Source organism: Paenibacillus sp. FSL R5-0341, assembly GCF_037975235.1.
Taxonomy (GTDB): Bacteria; Bacillota; Bacilli; order Paenibacillales; family Paenibacillaceae; genus Paenibacillus; species Paenibacillus amylolyticus_A.
Genome location: NZ_CP150241.1, coordinates 6,205,855 through 6,221,570 on the forward strand (window position 1 = coordinate 6,205,855; position 15,716 = coordinate 6,221,570).

At 48.0% G+C, this 15,716-nt stretch carries 11 protein-coding genes and 1 pseudogene; 4 read left to right on the forward strand and 8 right to left on the reverse strand.

Annotated features, from left to right (window positions below):
- The first annotated feature begins 139 nt into the window (after positions 1–139).
- The 3 genes from MKX75_RS27860 to MKX75_RS27870 all read left to right on the forward strand — a co-directional run bounded on the left by MKX75_RS27860 (position 140) and on the right by MKX75_RS27870 (position 3,728).
- A complete protein-coding gene (locus tag MKX75_RS27860; RefSeq protein ID WP_339167657.1) occupies positions 140–1,330 on the forward strand; it encodes an AGE family epimerase/isomerase in 1,191 nt (396 codons plus the stop codon).
- Entirely contained in the window at positions 1,327–2,511 is a 1,185-nt protein-coding gene (locus tag MKX75_RS27865) for a glycosidase (protein ID WP_339167658.1), read from the forward strand. The genes MKX75_RS27860 and MKX75_RS27865 overlap by 4 nt, the downstream gene beginning before the upstream one ends.
- Positions 2,512–2,651: 140 nt before the next feature.
- Positions 2,652–3,728 (forward strand): substrate-binding domain-containing protein, encoded by a 1,077-nt coding sequence (locus MKX75_RS27870; RefSeq protein ID WP_254847983.1) that lies wholly within the window; start codon positions 2,652–2,654, stop codon positions 3,726–3,728.
- Between the two features lie 75 nt (positions 3,729–3,803).
- On the opposite strand, the gene MKX75_RS27875 is transcribed toward MKX75_RS27870, so the two are convergent.
- The 3 genes from MKX75_RS27875 to MKX75_RS27885 form a co-directional block, all read right to left on the reverse strand.
- Entirely contained in the window at positions 3,804–4,481 is a 678-nt protein-coding gene (locus tag MKX75_RS27875) for a hypothetical protein (protein ID WP_076333806.1), read from the reverse strand.
- 324 nt (positions 4,482–4,805) lie between these two features.
- The gene (locus MKX75_RS27880) at positions 4,806–6,233 is read right to left on the reverse strand and encodes a hypothetical protein (protein ID WP_076333807.1); all 1,428 of its coding nucleotides are present in this window, start codon (positions 6,231–6,233) and stop codon (positions 4,806–4,808) included.
- 290 nt (positions 6,234–6,523) lie between these two features.
- Entirely contained in the window at positions 6,524–7,039 is a 516-nt protein-coding gene (locus MKX75_RS27885) for a DUF2179 domain-containing protein (RefSeq protein WP_062836740.1), read from the reverse strand.
- Between the two features lie 347 nt (positions 7,040–7,386).
- On the opposite strand from MKX75_RS27885, the gene MKX75_RS27890 reads away from it, so the two are divergent.
- Positions 7,387–8,595, forward strand: a complete 1,209-nt coding sequence (locus MKX75_RS27890; protein WP_339167659.1) for a Glu/Leu/Phe/Val dehydrogenase dimerization domain-containing protein — start codon at positions 7,387–7,389, stop codon at positions 8,593–8,595.
- A gap of 790 nt (positions 8,596–9,385) precedes the next feature.
- Here the strand turns inward: MKX75_RS27890 and MKX75_RS27895 are convergent.
- The 5 genes and pseudogenes from MKX75_RS27895 to MKX75_RS27915 form a co-directional block, all read right to left on the reverse strand.
- Complete coding sequence (locus tag MKX75_RS27895) at positions 9,386–11,053, reverse strand: hypothetical protein (protein WP_339167660.1); 1,668 nt, start codon at positions 11,051–11,053, stop codon at positions 9,386–9,388.
- A gap of 1 nt (position 11,054) precedes the next feature.
- Positions 11,055–11,846 carry an ABC transporter ATP-binding protein gene (locus tag MKX75_RS27900; protein ID WP_339167662.1) on the reverse strand — a complete coding sequence of 264 codons (792 nt, stop codon included), beginning with the start codon at positions 11,844–11,846 and terminating at the stop codon, positions 11,055–11,057.
- 233 nt (positions 11,847–12,079) lie between these two features.
- Positions 12,080–13,588 (reverse strand): annotated as a pseudogene (locus tag MKX75_RS27905) (RICIN domain-containing protein).
- Between the two features lie 361 nt (positions 13,589–13,949).
- On the reverse strand, positions 13,950–14,579 hold the full coding sequence (locus tag MKX75_RS27910) for a PepSY domain-containing protein (protein ID WP_339167663.1): 630 nt from the start codon (positions 14,577–14,579) through the stop codon (positions 13,950–13,952).
- A 236-nt stretch (positions 14,580–14,815) separates the two neighbouring features.
- Positions 14,816–15,616, reverse strand: a complete 801-nt coding sequence (locus MKX75_RS27915; RefSeq protein WP_339167664.1) for a PepSY domain-containing protein — start codon at positions 15,614–15,616, stop codon at positions 14,816–14,818.
- Between the last annotated feature and the right edge of the window lie 100 nt (positions 15,617–15,716).

A 15,716-nucleotide genomic window follows, 5' to 3' on the forward strand; every position in this document is an offset into this window, starting at 1 on the left:
AAATTATTTATAACTTAACAAGAAAAATTGCGATGCATTTCGTTGACATCTGTTTTTCAGAGCACTAATATTGTTTAATAAAGTTACCGTTAACTTAACTAAATGAGATTGATGTAACATTCTGAAGGAGTGCTCACTTATGAATACAAAAACAACCGAACTTCAATCTGAGATTAAGACGCATTGGGAGAAGCAGATTTTACCCTTCTGGTCCAACCTTAAAGATACAACCCACGGTGGATTCTACGGCTGGGTCGGTAATGATCTTCAAGTAAATCCACAGGCCCCTAAGGGCGGGATCGCCACGGCACGGCAATTATGGTCTTTTGCAGCGGCGTATCGGGTTACCGGAAACGAAAGATGGCGCGATCACGCAGAGCACGCCTATCGTTTTCTCGCTGACCATGTGATGGATACCGAATATGGCGGCATGTACTGGATGGTAGATTACACAGGTGAAGCACTGGATACGAGCAAACATGTGTATACGCAATCATTCGGCGTGTATTCACTCAGTGAGTACTACCGTGCTACCGGGGATGCTTCTGCATTGGAACTTGCGAAAACGCTTTTTGCTCTAATCGAGGATAAAGGCCTTAATGCCGAATTACCTGCGTACAAAGAACAATTTGATCGCACCTGGAAGGAACAGCCCAATGAAATGCTGAGCGAAAACGGGGTGATTGCGGATTACACAATGAATACGCATATCCATGTGCTGGAGGCCTACACCACGCTCTATCGCGTGTGGCCGGATCAACAAGTGAAGGCGGCGCTGGAACGCCTGCTCGGAATTCTATATGAACGGGTGTATGACCAAGACACCAAGTTTCTCGGGGTATTTTTCAACAAACAGTGGGAATCCATCATTGACCTGCGCTCGTTCGGACATGACATTGAAGCCAGCTGGCTGATTGACGAAGCACTGAAAGTTTTGGGGATGGAACAACACCCGGAGTATGCGGCGATGGTTACAGATATCGCCTATAACATCTCCAATGTAGCCGTGATTGCCGATGGTTCCCTGCTTAATGAACAAGAAGGTGAACATATCGATGAGAAGCGCATTTGGTGGGTTCAGGCGGAGGCGATGGTCGGATTCTATAATGCATATCAGCGTACAGGTGATCCACTGTTTCTGGAGAGAGTGGAACGCTTGTGGACCTATACCAAAGAAAACATCATTGATCAGCGCGCTGGTGGGGAATGGTACTGGTCGGTTGATGGGAACGGAACACCGGACCAGAGCGAAATTGCCGGACCGTGGAAATGCCCTTATCACAATAGCAGATTCTGTATTGAACTAATTGAGAGGATGGGATCAGAATGATACACCCGAAATACAAGGAGTTATTGGAGAAACAGGAGCAGTTGATTACTCGCCCTAATGAGATCAATTCTTCCTTCTACAACGGCATATATGATCGATACCAATATCCGGTTATCACTCGCCATCATGTACCGCTGCATTGGAGATTCGATCTGGATGAGGCGACGAACCCGCATTTTATGGAGCGTCTGGGCATTAACGCGACGCTGAATCCAGGAGCCATCTATTTCAATGGCAAATACGTCATGGTCATTCGTACCGAAGGATTAGATCGTAAATCAATCTTTGCGCTCGCCGAGAGCGACAATGGTATCGACGGGTTCCGTTTCACGGGTAAACCATTGGTCTGGGATGATATCGATGCGGATGAAACCAATCAGTATGATATGCGCCTCGTTCAACATGAAGATGGCTGGATCTATGGCATCTATTGCTCGGAACGCAAAGACCCAGAGGCTCCTGCATTTGATACATCCAGCGCAGTGGCACAGGCAGGACTGGTTCGTACACGCGATCTCATAAGCTGGGAACGGTTGCCCAACATCACAACGAATTCCCCTCAACAGCGCAATGTCGTATTGCACCCGGAATTCGTGGATGGAAAGTATGCCTTCTACACCCGTCCACAGGACGGATTCATCTCAACAGGCAGTGGCGGCGGAATCGCCTTCGGACTGTGTGAGGATATCTTGAACCCGGTCATTCATGAAGAGACGGTTATTGATGAACGGCAATATCATACGGTATATGAGGTCAAAAACGGTCAAGGCCCTGCTCCACTCAAGACGGACCGTGGCTGGATTCACATTGCTCACGGAGTTCGGAACACTGCGGCAGGCCTGCGTTATGTGTTATACACCTTTGCCACCGATCTGAATGATCCGGCGCGTATTATCGCCAAGCCGGGCGGCCACTTCATTGCCCCTTATGACGACGAGCGTGTAGGCGATGTATCCAATGTTATTTTCTGCAACGGTGCTGTGGTCAATGAGCAGGAAGAAGTCTTTATCTATTACGCATCCAGTGATACCCGCTGTCATGTGGCAACAACCACATTGGAAAAACTGGTCGATTATACGTTCAATACACCAGCTGATCCGTATCGTTCCCTGGACTGTGCCAGCCAGCGGGGTCAGCTGATTGAACAGAATGAGAAGCTTTTACAGAAACAATTGACATAACATCGGTAGAGTGTCCTCTCAGGGAAACCTGCATTGTGCTGAAAATTAGCCGAACAACAGCCAGAATTGCTTTATTCCAAGTGGGTAACGATGTATACTGATATGGATTGTTATTATGTTGGAGGAAAGCGCTCATCATAATGACAGCACATTGTGCCTATACCGGCTTGAAGGAGGCGACCATACTGAAGAATAATATCACCATGCGGGATATCGCCGACAGGCTCGGGGTCAGCAGTGTGACCGTCTCGAAAGCATTGAATGATAAAGATGGCGTGAGTGGCGAATTAAAGGAAAAAATTAAAGTGCTTGCTGTTGAAATGGGCTATCGGTATAATGCCGCTGCCCGTTCGATGAAGGAAGGCTTAACCCATAATATTGGCGTAATTATCCCGGAGCGTTTTACCGGACCTACGCAGTCGTTCTATGTACGCGTGTTCCAGCGCATCACCAAACATCTGGAGGAACAGGGCTACTATGGTATTCTGCACATTCTGAATGTGGAGGATGAGGAAGAGTTAACACTGCCCAAGCTGTACAGCGACAACAAGGTCGATGGTTTCATCGTGCTCGGACAGATCAGCAAAGAGTATATTGAACTGGTGCGATCGATGGAAGTTCCCAAAATGTTCCTCGACTTCTACGATGAACATTCGGATATCGATTCTGTCGTTACCGATAACTTTTACGCTGCCTATGAGCTGACGAACTATCTGGTTCAGCAGGGCCACCGTAACATTGCTTATGTGGGGAACCTGTATTCCACGAGCAGCATCCAGGATCGATTCCTGGGGTATTATAAATCCTTGCTGGAGCATCAGTTGCCGATGAATCCAGAACTGGTTCTGAATGATCGGGATGACCGGGGTACGTTTATTGAGATTGATCTGCCGGAGCAACTGCCAACGGCCTTTGTATGCAACTGTGATCAGGTCGCTCATCTGCTCGTTCAGAAACTGACTTCCATGGATATTCAGGTGCCTGGTCAATGCTCTGTTGTTGGTTTTGATAATGATATCTATGCCACGCTCTCCGATCCCAAGCTGACAACCGTCGAAGTGGATGTGGAACAGATGGCGCGTACGGCCGTCCAGTCGATGCTCAAAAAGGTCGACAACCCGAACCGCAGCTTCGGCCGTGTACACGTGAAAGGCAACATCATCTATCGTGACTCGGTGAGTGCTGTGTCTGCCTCATCAGATTCTTTGGATGTCTGAACTATAGAATTAAATAAACGAACACAGATGACTGGCCTCTATCTTACTGGCCAGTCTTTTCTGATGCATTGGGGCTTAAGGACGGCGACGATCTGTTGAATCCCTCAAAAATGTAGTCGTTCTCCAAATTGAGAGAATGAGGATCAGCTCATACACATTGGTTAATGTTCCGGTTTCCACTGGCAGGGAGATTAACTGCCCTACAAACAACAACGCAGTTCCAACAAACAGCCATACCCATTTATGTTTGAAAAGAACGATCAGGCTAACAAGTAACAGCACAATCCCAACGATGATCACCATCATCGGCGGACCTCCATGACCTTCTGCCATATATCTCAGTACTCCATACTCTTCTATAACCTTGAGATTTTTAACCTCGGATAAAGTAAAGCCTACAATCTGGTAGATAACCAGACCTAATGTGATCAGCCATGCTGCCACACTCGTTATACTTCTATTTGCAAACTTGGCACCTGAACTACGCAAAATATGATAGCTAACAAGAACAAGGGTAGGGGTAGCGAAGGCATGTAACCAAAATCGAAGGTTACTAAGAACGATTAACAATTCCCCTTCCCCTATCAACTTACCTAGAGCAATAATTCCATTGTCATATGCCAAACTGAACGCTACCAATAGCTGAAAACTGGAATACGCGAGCCATTGCTTCCTTTGGGTCAAATCGACGGCCATCCGAACAACAAGTATTAAATAAACAAGAGTAAGTGCGGAGTATATCCATACATCCAAGCTGCTTCACCATCCTTATTGGTCAATTCTAGCAATTATATTTACCGGTAAGTAAAATTACAAGGATTACCTGTATAAATGGTTAATTTGTCATAAATTACTCACAAAGGGAATGAAGATAAATATCAATTTACAACGTTTACCCGGAAGACCAACACATGCAGTAGATGGAGATGTTCCCCCCTAACAAGGAGTCACTTTTCAAACGGCCACCAAACTGTATATGGAGCTAAATTATATAAAAAGAGCACCCCCGGCTATCGTAGCTGCAGGAGCACTCTTTTCCTTGTTTGAAGAATGAAAAAGCAACAGGTTACTCTGATATCAATAACTTGTCTTCAACCAATTGTCCTTGGACCAAGTCAGTTTACCCGAACCCGCGCCATTGGAAGCTGTGAGGCGTGCATTCAGCGTGGATGGATCATCTGTGGTATAGCTGTAAGGAAGTGTCGAGAAGCCGTTCCAGGAAAACGATTTTACCACGGCCGGGATTGGCGCCAACGGGCTGCCAGACGTATCACTGCTTCCACGGAATGAGCTGCCATCCAAAGAATACATGGTATCGCTCACTCTGATTTTGCCGGTATACGTTGGATCTGCCGGATCGGTCTGATTGTTGCGAACAGGGTACAGCACGTCCTTAATGACTGATTTCTCAACCAAGACGGCCCCGCTCTCCGTAGAGATTGCCCCGTTACCAATAATATCGAACTTATAGCCTTTGGATGCAATCGCTGTTGCCATCGCCGTTGTAATTTTGGCTTTAGCCGCACGTGCACCTGTCGAATCCATCACGATGTTATACGCATGTGCGTTTCCTCCACGAAGGCGTGGCATCCGGTCCTGAATATCTTTGTACAAGTTATGGTGCAGCGTCATGGACAGGTTGGCATTAGCCGACTCCAAGCTGGTCGAACCAACCAGATGTCCTTTCTTTTGCGGTCCAGAGATCGCGATAATATCGGCTTTGCTGAGACCTACAGCACTGCTACGCAGGTAGTTGTACATGGGATAGGAAGCCTTATTTGCTTCCAATTCGTTAATCTGCTGGGTAACCCAGCTGTTCGAGCTGCCGTCATCCCCTTTGAAGAGGGACCAGGAGATGGTCACGCCGCTGGTTCCTTTTTTCGAATCGACGAGTCCGTCATAGGCTTTATTGAATGTGCAGTGATCAATCCATACGTTGCTATTCTCCTCCAGGGTAATGTAATCCCAATCGTTCTTGTCGTAATCGCCTTTGGTGGATTCATCCCACTCCCATAACTCATCAAATTCCAGGTTACGGATGATGACATTCGAGCTTCGTTTCACGCTGATCGCAGCGTGTTTGATCTTGGAGCCATTGGCGGAGAAAATTGTGAGTCCATTGAAACCGTCAATCGTGAGCTTGCTGACACCGGTCTGTTTCAATACGGGATGCGTCAGCGCATCATTATGCTTGGCAAAAGGAGAAGTCTGCGCTGCGCTCGGAATTTCATTCCATCCCAGATTCAGATCGTTCATGATCTCAACGACTTTGACGCCGGAGTTCTTTTTCAGAGCCAGTGCCAGATCAGTCGCATTATACACTTTCTTATACGTGGCTGTGTTCGATTCGCTAACGATGCCGCCACCCGCGTTACCTTGGGAGAAGCCTGTGAGATTGTAGTCTGCGTTGCCCGCTGCCTGCACACTTGCCGGTCCGGACAATAATGTTAGCCCCAATGTTAGAGCCAAGGCTGCGCTGCACCAGCTTCGAAATGTAGTTTTCATGGAATTCATTCCTCCCGAAATATGATGATTACATTCGTCCATCGCTGCCATACCATGTTACGAAGGACATGTTCTCAATGTAAATGTTGTAAGCGATTACAACAATAATCCCTATCTCACATTCAGGAAGGAAATGCCGATGTCGCAAGGATTTGTACTGTAACTAACCTTGAATCGTACGGAGTTAACTTGGGAAGTAAGGTTTCAGGGATATATCACGGCAACAAGAAAATGTCAGATGGGATGAAACCAAAAAAGCAGGACTGCATCTGCCGCAGACCTGCTCGATTTTACTTTTTGATGGAACGTGTCCAGAAGCCGCCATGGAACTGTTTGGGCTCTACGGTAATGACAAATGCTTTGGGGTCCAGATCGAGAATCGTCTGATAGAGCAATTTCTGGTTTTTACGTTTTGCCAGAATCTCCATGACGAGCCGATCTCCATCACGTCCACTGCCGACCCAAGCGGTAACACCATACCCTTTATCCCGTAGGGCATTCGCAACATTGCCGCCCATCTGGTTACAGATGACTTTAACGGTAACGTAACCGAGTGCAATCTTTTCTTCAATCCAGGCTCCGAGCAACACACCAAGTCCGTAACCCACCGCGTATACGATTAAGGCAGAAGGCTGAGTCAGATATTTGAGCACCAGATTAAGACCAAGCACATAGATCACAATCTCACCCATGCTGATCAGTGCGGCGATATATTTCTGTCCTTTGAGTGTCAGAATCATCCGGAGTGTATAAGCCGATACGTACACAATCTGGATCAAAAAGATAAATACCAATATTTTAAACAATCGTAATCCCTCTTTCCTGGCCCTCACAACGGAATCGGCCCTTTGCTGCATATACTCGACGATTTCGTTTCATCTATACTTCCTGTACGTTCGCTCTATCTCCATCATTGGACGTTATACCCTCATTCTAAACGGTTGGATGTAAATCCGTAGGCATTTTCTGCTCTTCGGCATGCCGGAACTGCCATTATAGAACCGTTTGTACCGATTATCAACCCGGCGGAGGTCCCAGGGTCGAAAACAGGGGTCTGTGAATATGCTGTATCATCATTAAGCCGAGCACGATCGCCACAGGATAACGGGTCAGAACCAGGATGGATGGGTCAAAACAAAAAGGGGGTACCGTCATGCAGCTATGGCAGGAGATGGAGCGGGAAGGCATGGAGGAACTCATTTTTTGCCATGATGCAGATAGTGGATTGAGGGCAGTCATTGCCATTCACAGCACGGCCCTTGGACCTGCGCTGGGCGGATGCCGCTACTGGACGTATGTGTCCGAGGAAGAGGCCGTTCGGGATGCCGTGAAACTTGCCAAAGGCATGACGTACAAAAATGCAATCTCCGGACTGCCGTATGGTGGCGGGAAAGCGGTCATATGGAATGAGCCTTTTGTGAAAGATGCGGCACCGGATGATGGTAGTTTCGGGTCTGTTAGTGGTGAGCAGGTCGCTGGATATCTAGGGGTAGAGCAGCAAAAGAGCGCTGTCACAGAACGGGAAATCGTCGCTGATGAGATGACGCATCCACAAGATAAAAGTCTGGATACGGACGTATCCAAGCGGGCGCAGCGCTTTCGCGCACTGGGCCGTTGTCTGGAGCGGCTGAACGGACGGTACGTGACCGGTCTAGATCTGGGTACCACGGCGACAGACATGGACCAGATCCGACTGGAGACCGCACATGTGACGGACACCACGGGTTCGCTTGGGGCGCAGGATGACTTCACTGCCGAGATGACCGCCTATGGCGTACACATCGGCATTGTGACCTCGCTGCGCCAGCAAGGCATTGCATCTTTGCAGGGCATTCCCGTTGCTGTCCAGGGACTGGGCAAGGTCGGGTATGCCCTGTGCCGTTACCTGCATGCAGCCGGGGCACGGCTGATTGTGGCAGACGTTGTACCGGAGCGTGTACAACGTGCCCTTGTGCAGTTCAGCGGCGCCATCTCGGCCGATCCGGCCCATATTCACGCCGCTGATTGCAAGGTGTTCGCCCCCTGTGCCCTAGGGGGCGTACTGACCCCGGCAACGGTGGAGGAGCTGCGCTGCTCCATCGTTGCCGGGGCGGCCAACAACCAGCTGAGTGAACGACAGCTGGTTGCAGGCCGCATGCAGGCGCGCGGCATCCTGTACGCGCCTGATTATGTGCTCAACGCAGGCGGAATCATCTCCACCGCCTACGAGCTGGAAGGCGCCGGGCCTGACCTGATCCGCCAAAAGGTGGCGGGGATTGCAGGCACGCTAAGCAAGGTATACGCAGAAGCTACGCAATCTGCGATCTCCACAGCCGATGCAGCCGATCGGCTTGCGGAATCCATCCTCCGATCAGGCCAATAAAAAATAATGTGTCCCACCCTGCCATCTAAGTATAATCATACCACCAACACATTCCCCACCCTCTAACGTTAAAAGCTATAGCATATCTGGAACTTATCATGGGCTTCGCTGGATTTCGATATTCCGACGTGCTGAAAGAGAGCCTCACTGCTTCCTCCATGCTAACGAACCTGATACACGTTATTAGCCCCTTTTAGCATGATTCTAATATCTAACGAGTCTCAGACACGTTATTGTGCCTGGATTGGTCCTTTTTCAAGCTAAATAGCTACTTTTTCGAAGGATAGCGTTCCTGAGGTTCGTTAGAATTTATTTTTCAGATTTTTACCCTGAATAGGTTGTCTCAGGTTCGTTCGCGCTGCGGACAAGGAGATCTCTGCTGAAGTATCTCTATCAAAAAGAGCTAACCTAGACATAAATGTCCCGGTTAGCTCTTTTTTTAACTCTTTTTAGCTCTTTTTAGCCCTTCTTAGCACTCTTAACTCTTCTGGACTCTTATCACGTCGTCCTTCTACTTTCTAATCCCTTATCGCTTTGGTTCTTGTTCTTGTTCTTGGTACTTTGATTCTTTGGCTCTTTATTCATCATTCTCGGTGTCTAATTCATGCTTCTCTGATGCAGCGTACTCTAATCTCTTACTTCTCTAGAACGTTGACCCTTAGACACACCTGTTCCAATCGTTCTCTGCACGGATTACATTGAGTTTTCTTGTAACTATCGCTCTCATTGCATTCGCTCTCTTGTTCGTTCCTCATTTCTTTCTTTTACTCTTTTATTCTATTGCAACTTCTTAAACTGCAACCGACCTCTTACCCGGTACCTTCTTCTCCCGATACAGCAGCGTCCATAGCAACACATTCGCTACGATCAGTAGCGCACCATAGATCCATACGCCCCCCGATACCGAGCGGAAAAAGACATGGACTCCCCATAGCATGGCAAGCACAGGGAGGGCGGCAAATACATACCAGCCATCACTTTGCTGCGCTACACTGAAGGATTGGGAGAACGGCGGCTTACGCAGCAACAATTTGCCTGCCAGTGGGACAAGAGCGGTCGCCGTCAACAAAATTATCGCGATATCCGGCAGTATTCGTGATCCGAATGTCCAGGTAAACAGAACGGCATTCGCCAGAAATATAGGCAGGAACATGTTGCACAAGAATGCCTTCAGAGCGCCTTTGTATAACGCGCTATCATTTGCCATCGGTGCAGCGCGAAAGGTCCAAAACGCCTTATATTGTCCCGAAAATTTCAGCATGACCACAACCGTTACAACCAGCATCAGCACGATATAAAAGGTGTATACAAACGAACTTTGCCTAAATTCCGCCCAGGTAGAAGATTGCAATTCGGTAAACCAAAATACATAAGGTAAGACAAAGGATAAACCAAGCGATGGATACACCTTCAGCTTGAATTCCCGTTCATTACGCATCATGCTGGCTGACAGACGGAAGCAAGCTTGTTCCTCTCTGGAACGACTGACCACCTTGGAGATCAACCGATCCCATCTTCCGCGTCTGCGTCCAGAGGACTGACCCGAATGTGCCATTTTCTCCAAATACAATTCAAAGGAAGGCATAAGCTTCACATAAACGATCATACTCACCACCGGAACCAGGACTGCCAATGCTGTGAACGTATAGATCCACACATTACCGCCCCCTGCAAATAACCATTCATATGCCGCCGCATACCATAACGGAGGCAACAGCAACTGCCACCAAGCCGGTGTAAATACCATACCAAAGTCAATGATGCTGAACGAACGGATGACCAGCTGATAACCGATTGCAATCCCCACCGAGAGCAGAATCTGCACCATGTTGATCATATCCTTCAGCTTCTCTCCATCCAGAAACCTCATCATGAACAGATAGATCAGGGACGTTGTCACCAAAATCAGCATATTGATTAGAATCAGTTCTACAAGGAAAATCAGAAAGAATCCGATCCCATGCGTCACCAACGCGGCAATTAGCGGTATACCGGTTAATGAACCCGTCAGCAATAGCAGATAAACGCCTGCATGGATGGCTCGGGCCATACCTACCGTTCGCCCATTAACAGGCTTGGTCATAATAATATTACGATCCCGAATGTCCAGCAGTACGGAGGAAAAATCCGAGATCATGGACGTCATGATCATAAACATTAAGATGCCAAACACAAGACCCATCTGAAGCATGAAATGCCCCGTATCCCAGACGATGAAGGGAACCATCATCAGTCCCATTAATCCATACAACCACAGGGAACGAAGAAACTGATTACCTTCCTTGCGCTCTTTTTTCCCTGAATTGTTGGACAAAATGGTAGGTACTCTGCGTTGATCCATCTGGAATTTCACTCGTAGAATCAGGCGCAGCACATCATAATCCGCCCCTGTTCTAGCGATGAGCGGACGAAAGCGATCCAGAATCTTGAGTGTGCGGAAGTCGGAGGATTCCTCCATATCAGTACACCTCCTGCACAATGGATACAAAGCGCTCAGCAATGGCTTTATGCTCATTAAAGCCCGTCAATTGATTGAATACTTCCTCCAATGTCAATGAACCTTCCGTGGACTGCTGTTGGAGCTGCTTGAACGTTCCGTCCGCCACCACGCGTCCTTCAGCGATCAGTACAATTCGACTGCTGATCTTCTCCACCACATCCATGATGTGGGATGAATAGAAGATGGTTGTGCCTTTGGCCGATAACTGCGACAAAATCTCTTTCAGTACCATCACACTATTGGCATCCAATCCGCTGAGTGGTTCATCCAGGAACAACAGATCCGGGTCATGCAGCAGCGCAGAGATCAACAGCACTTTCTGACGCATGCCTTTGGAAAAGGAGGCAATGCGGGAATGATATGATTTTTCCATTCCAAAACAATCCATTAACAGCTTGGCTTTGTAATCCGCATCTTCATAGGACATCCCGTACAACTCTCCCGTAAAGGTCAGATACTCCGCAGGCGTTAATTGTTCGTACAATTCCGCGACCTCCGGAACATAGCCGATTCTGCGTTTATACTCTACATCCCCATCCGCAATATCTTTACCAAAGATTCGCACCGTGCCTACATATCCTTCAACCAGCCCGAGTAAAATCTTAACCGTTGTACTTTTGCCAGCCCCGTTTGGACCAATATATCCAATCATCTCACCGCGATTCACTTCCAGATCGATGCCATTCAGGACATAACGTCCGTTGTATCTCATACGCAAGCTTTCAATGGATAGCACTTGTTGTTCATTCACTTCGTTATCCAGCTCCTGTCTCTATCTTTTTCTACAATTCTACTAGTTTACCACAGATTGGGATGGTAATGATCAGGAATAGGCCACGATATGATCCAACATCTACATATCCCCTGCGAGTAAGAGCATCACGTAACAAGCGTGAACACATCACAAAGCCCCTGTCCCACCTTATGGTAAGAGACAAGGGCTTCCACTTTATGTTGAACCTTATTATCTAATATCTAAAAGTCTTATTGCACCTTAACAATCTGAAAATGCTGATTCGTACCGCCATTATCCGTCCACTGGATGGCCGCAGCCCCATCTGCCAGGGATTGACTGGAAATGTCTAACACCTTGCCTGTACTGCGGTTCTTCAGTTTATAATAACCACCGCCTACACTGACGAGCTGCCACTGCTGGCTGGCCCAACCACCATCATTCCACTGTTCAATGACAGCCCCATCGGTCGTGGAACCATTCTCTACACCGATCAGCTTGCCACTGGAACGGTTGATGATTTTGACATAGCCGCCACCCGCATCGGTAATCTGCCATTGTTGGCTTGTTGTCCCCCCATCTACTCGCTGCTCTAGATCCGCACCGTTGGCGGAAGAACCCCCGATGACATTTAGCAACTTGTTACTTTTACGGCTAATCAGCTGATATGAAGCATTCTGGTCCCATACATCCGGTGTACTCACTCCGGTCACAGTACCTGTGGCTGTATCAATCGTAATACTGCTGGCCCAGTTCATCGCCAGACTGGTTGCACTCGGGAACGAAAGCGGCAACCAGACATACTTGGAATCCTGCACAGGCCCGCTCCACGCTCCAGCCCAGCGATCACCCATGTAGAGATAAGATGTGGTCTGTGAACCTTCTACTGGAACGACATAGGTGGATTGCGAACCATACGTTGTACTGTCTCCAAAGTTGCTGAGGCCGCTCCATGTGCCTGTAATGCTGGAGGCTGTGGCATATTTGGCCTGATTCGGATTCCAGCCGGTCGCACCCGAGGTGATCAGGAAGTAGACGCCGTCTTTTTTGAATAGGGCAGGTGCTTCACGATATTGTCCGGGCCACAGCGTTGTGACTAGGGATTCCACACCCAGGAAATCAGGGGTCAGCTTATATATATTCAGATCTGCATTCACTCGCGTAGCGGAGATTAGATAAGCCGTTCCGTTATCGTTGTACACCGTCATATCTCTGGAATCATACCCAAGCGGACGATAGCTGCCCACATACGTGTAGTTGCCGTCAACCGTATTCGAAGTAGCTACGGCCACTCGGGCCTCGCCATAATCCAGACCATTCTCCTTGTGCACCCACAACACATATTTGCCAGTTCAACTGTTATAGATGACCTTCGGGCGTTCGATGTTGGAGATATTGAGCTCGGCCGCCGAACTGCTGGTCAGCACATCATTGCGATACTCCCAGTTCTTCAGATCCGATGAACGATACACGGATACCGCCTTAAACGTTCCATTCGGATTGCGGTTCTCCCCAAACCAGTAATAATACCCATTCGCCTTGATCATACCGCCCCCATGGGCATGAACGACATTGCCATTGGTATCCTTGAACTGCACCCCGTTCGTTACACTGAGCGGAGCAGCTGAAGCATTCGGTCCGGGTGCGAGTAGCATACCTAATGATTGCAGCGCCAAAACCAACACAAGCAAATAACTTAAGCGGCGGGTAAAGCGACGGGAATGTGTATTCTTTTTCAACCATCCATCGTTCATAGCCATATCGTAATGCACCTCCATGTTTTTTTGTGAAGCGCTTACATAAAATAAAACCGATATGTCTCATCTGCCTCCGATCGATGATGCATTTTAGCATTAGAATTCTTGGCAAAACTGGCTGGGCATTCACCTCCTGATTCCGATTGTATCCGCCACGTTCCTGCTCGCATAGTGAACAATCCGGCGGAAGATGGACAATTTTATACTCCGCTCTCTCCATCGACAACAAAAAGACGCTTCCCCCGAAGCGTCCCCTGCTATACCTGCCCTGTCCTCCATGATGTGAGTATCGCTTGCTGTGTGCGACTTTTCATGGGTAGGTTTGTTATATGATGTTTTATCGGCGTATACTCGCCCTTATTGCTTAATCTTCGTCGTCAAAATCTTGGTCGAACGATAGCACTTTGCCTGTGTTGGCATCGATATCTACATCTGCTTCACCTTGAGCGGTTCTCAGCTCGATCTCATAGACATAGCGACCATCATCATGATCCAGCTCGACTTTGGTTACTTTACCACCCGTAACTTGTTTCAACGCAATATTTGAAGCTTGGGATGCCGTCAATTTGACCTGCTTGGAAGCAGAGGTGTTAGATGTGTTGCCTGTCACATTACCTTTATAATCGTCGTCTTCATCGTAGTCTTCATCATTCACGACTGCGAGGATTTTGCCTGTGTAAGCATCCAGACGAACAACCACATCATTGGTTCCTTTTCTGTCGATCTCAATTTCATAAAACGTTTGGCCGTTTCTGCGCTCCAGGTCCACGTCATCCACTTTACCATCGGCTGCTTTCAACGCCAGCGCTTTTGCTTGGGATGCATTCAGCATTTTACCTGTGCTGTTCTGGTTCTGTGTTGCAGATTGTGTTGTTGACGTAGGTGTAGTTTGCACCGATTGTCCGTTCACATTCCCACTAGCCGCTACGGCTGATCCACCAAGTAATACCGCTGCTGACAAGCTACCAATCCAAAGTTTATGTTTGTTCATCATCATCATTCATCTCCTCGTTTGTTGTTTTCGTTCTCGTCTACATTTATAGAATAACCTGCAGGAATGAGAGATCAGCGAGAGTTAGATTAGAATTTGATGAGAAAATGAGGAGATTGCTCGTTAATAAGTGTTCATTATGTATGTAATCTAAAAGAAAAGAAAAAGATGACCCCTACATTAGGAATCATCTATCCAACAAGGTGTAACTCTATATTCAATGGATTCCTGTACAAATGTTAATCATCGTCCTCATCCCAAGTCACGGAACGAATCGCTCCCGAGATGGCATTCACCTGCACAATGGCCTCCCGGCCATCCTCCAGATCAATTTCAACCAGATAATACGGATTCCCGCTGTTGGTTCCACGCAGCTCGATGTCATCCACTTCCCCAGGGACCTCCGCAAGTGCCTTCTGCTTCGCTTGCTTTTCGCTCAGAAACTGAGGTTTGGGATCTTCCTTTGTGGGCTCAGTTGTCGGCGCTGCTATTGGTTTGGAGGATATCGTCTCTCCGGTATATGGATCAATCGTGAGTTCTTCACGGCTGTTATCTTTAGCCTTTACTACCGCGGTGTATACCGGACTGCCTTGCTGCTCCACAAGTTCTAGCGAGACCAGTTGGTCATCTGTTTGTTGTTTTAACAACGCCGTCTTGATCTGTTCGCGGCTCCATAACGTCTTCTCTTCCGCTTGCGGGTTGGTCTCCAGCCGTTTGATGGAATTCACGGTAGCCGTGACGGCATCCACCTGCACGTCATACAGTCCGGTCTCCGAACGGAGCTGCATGATATATGTTCCGTCTTTCAACGTGGAATTCACAATCTCTCCCGGATATTGATCCAACACCGATTGTGCTGCCGCATCTGCCGTAAGTACCGCACCACTCGATTGCCAAGGCTTCCACCACACAATAGCTGCCACAATCAGCACAACGAGAAGCCCTGCACCCCACCAAAGTGATCTTCGCGATTTCGCCCATCCACTGTTCGCCTGTTCATGCCGTTTCATTTCCGGTGGTCGCTGCTCATGCTCTGTCATCACGTTTCCCCCTTATAGCTCTCCCCATAGCCCGAGTTCATCTGTTATATATTCGGTCTGAGTTTAGTTTCCAATGCTACTACATAAAATGAACTAATCT

What these genes read in the sequence shown, in the direction of transcription:
- MKX75_RS27865 (WP_339167658.1), top strand. Translation starts at nt 1,327, where the DNA reads ATGATACACCCGAAATACAAGGAGTTATTGGAGAAACAGGAGCAGTTG.
- MKX75_RS27915 (WP_339167664.1), bottom strand. Translation starts at nt 15,616, where the DNA reads ATGACAGAGCATGAGCAGCGACCACCGGAAATGAAACGGCATGAACAG.
- MKX75_RS27860 (WP_339167657.1), top strand. Translation starts at nt 140, where the DNA reads ATGAATACAAAAACAACCGAACTTCAATCTGAGATTAAGACGCATTGG.
- MKX75_RS27880 (WP_076333807.1), bottom strand. Translation starts at nt 6,233, where the DNA reads ATGAAAACTACATTTCGAAGCTGGTGCAGCGCAGCCTTGGCTCTAACA.
- MKX75_RS27895 (WP_339167660.1), bottom strand. Translation starts at nt 11,053, where the DNA reads ATGGAGGAATCCTCCGACTTCCGCACACTCAAGATTCTGGATCGCTTT.
- MKX75_RS27910 (WP_339167663.1), bottom strand. Translation starts at nt 14,579, where the DNA reads ATGATGAACAAACATAAACTTTGGATTGGTAGCTTGTCAGCAGCGGTA.
- MKX75_RS27890 (WP_339167659.1), top strand. Translation starts at nt 7,387, where the DNA reads ATGCAGCTATGGCAGGAGATGGAGCGGGAAGGCATGGAGGAACTCATT.
- MKX75_RS27870 (WP_254847983.1), top strand. Translation starts at nt 2,652, where the DNA reads ATGACAGCACATTGTGCCTATACCGGCTTGAAGGAGGCGACCATACTG.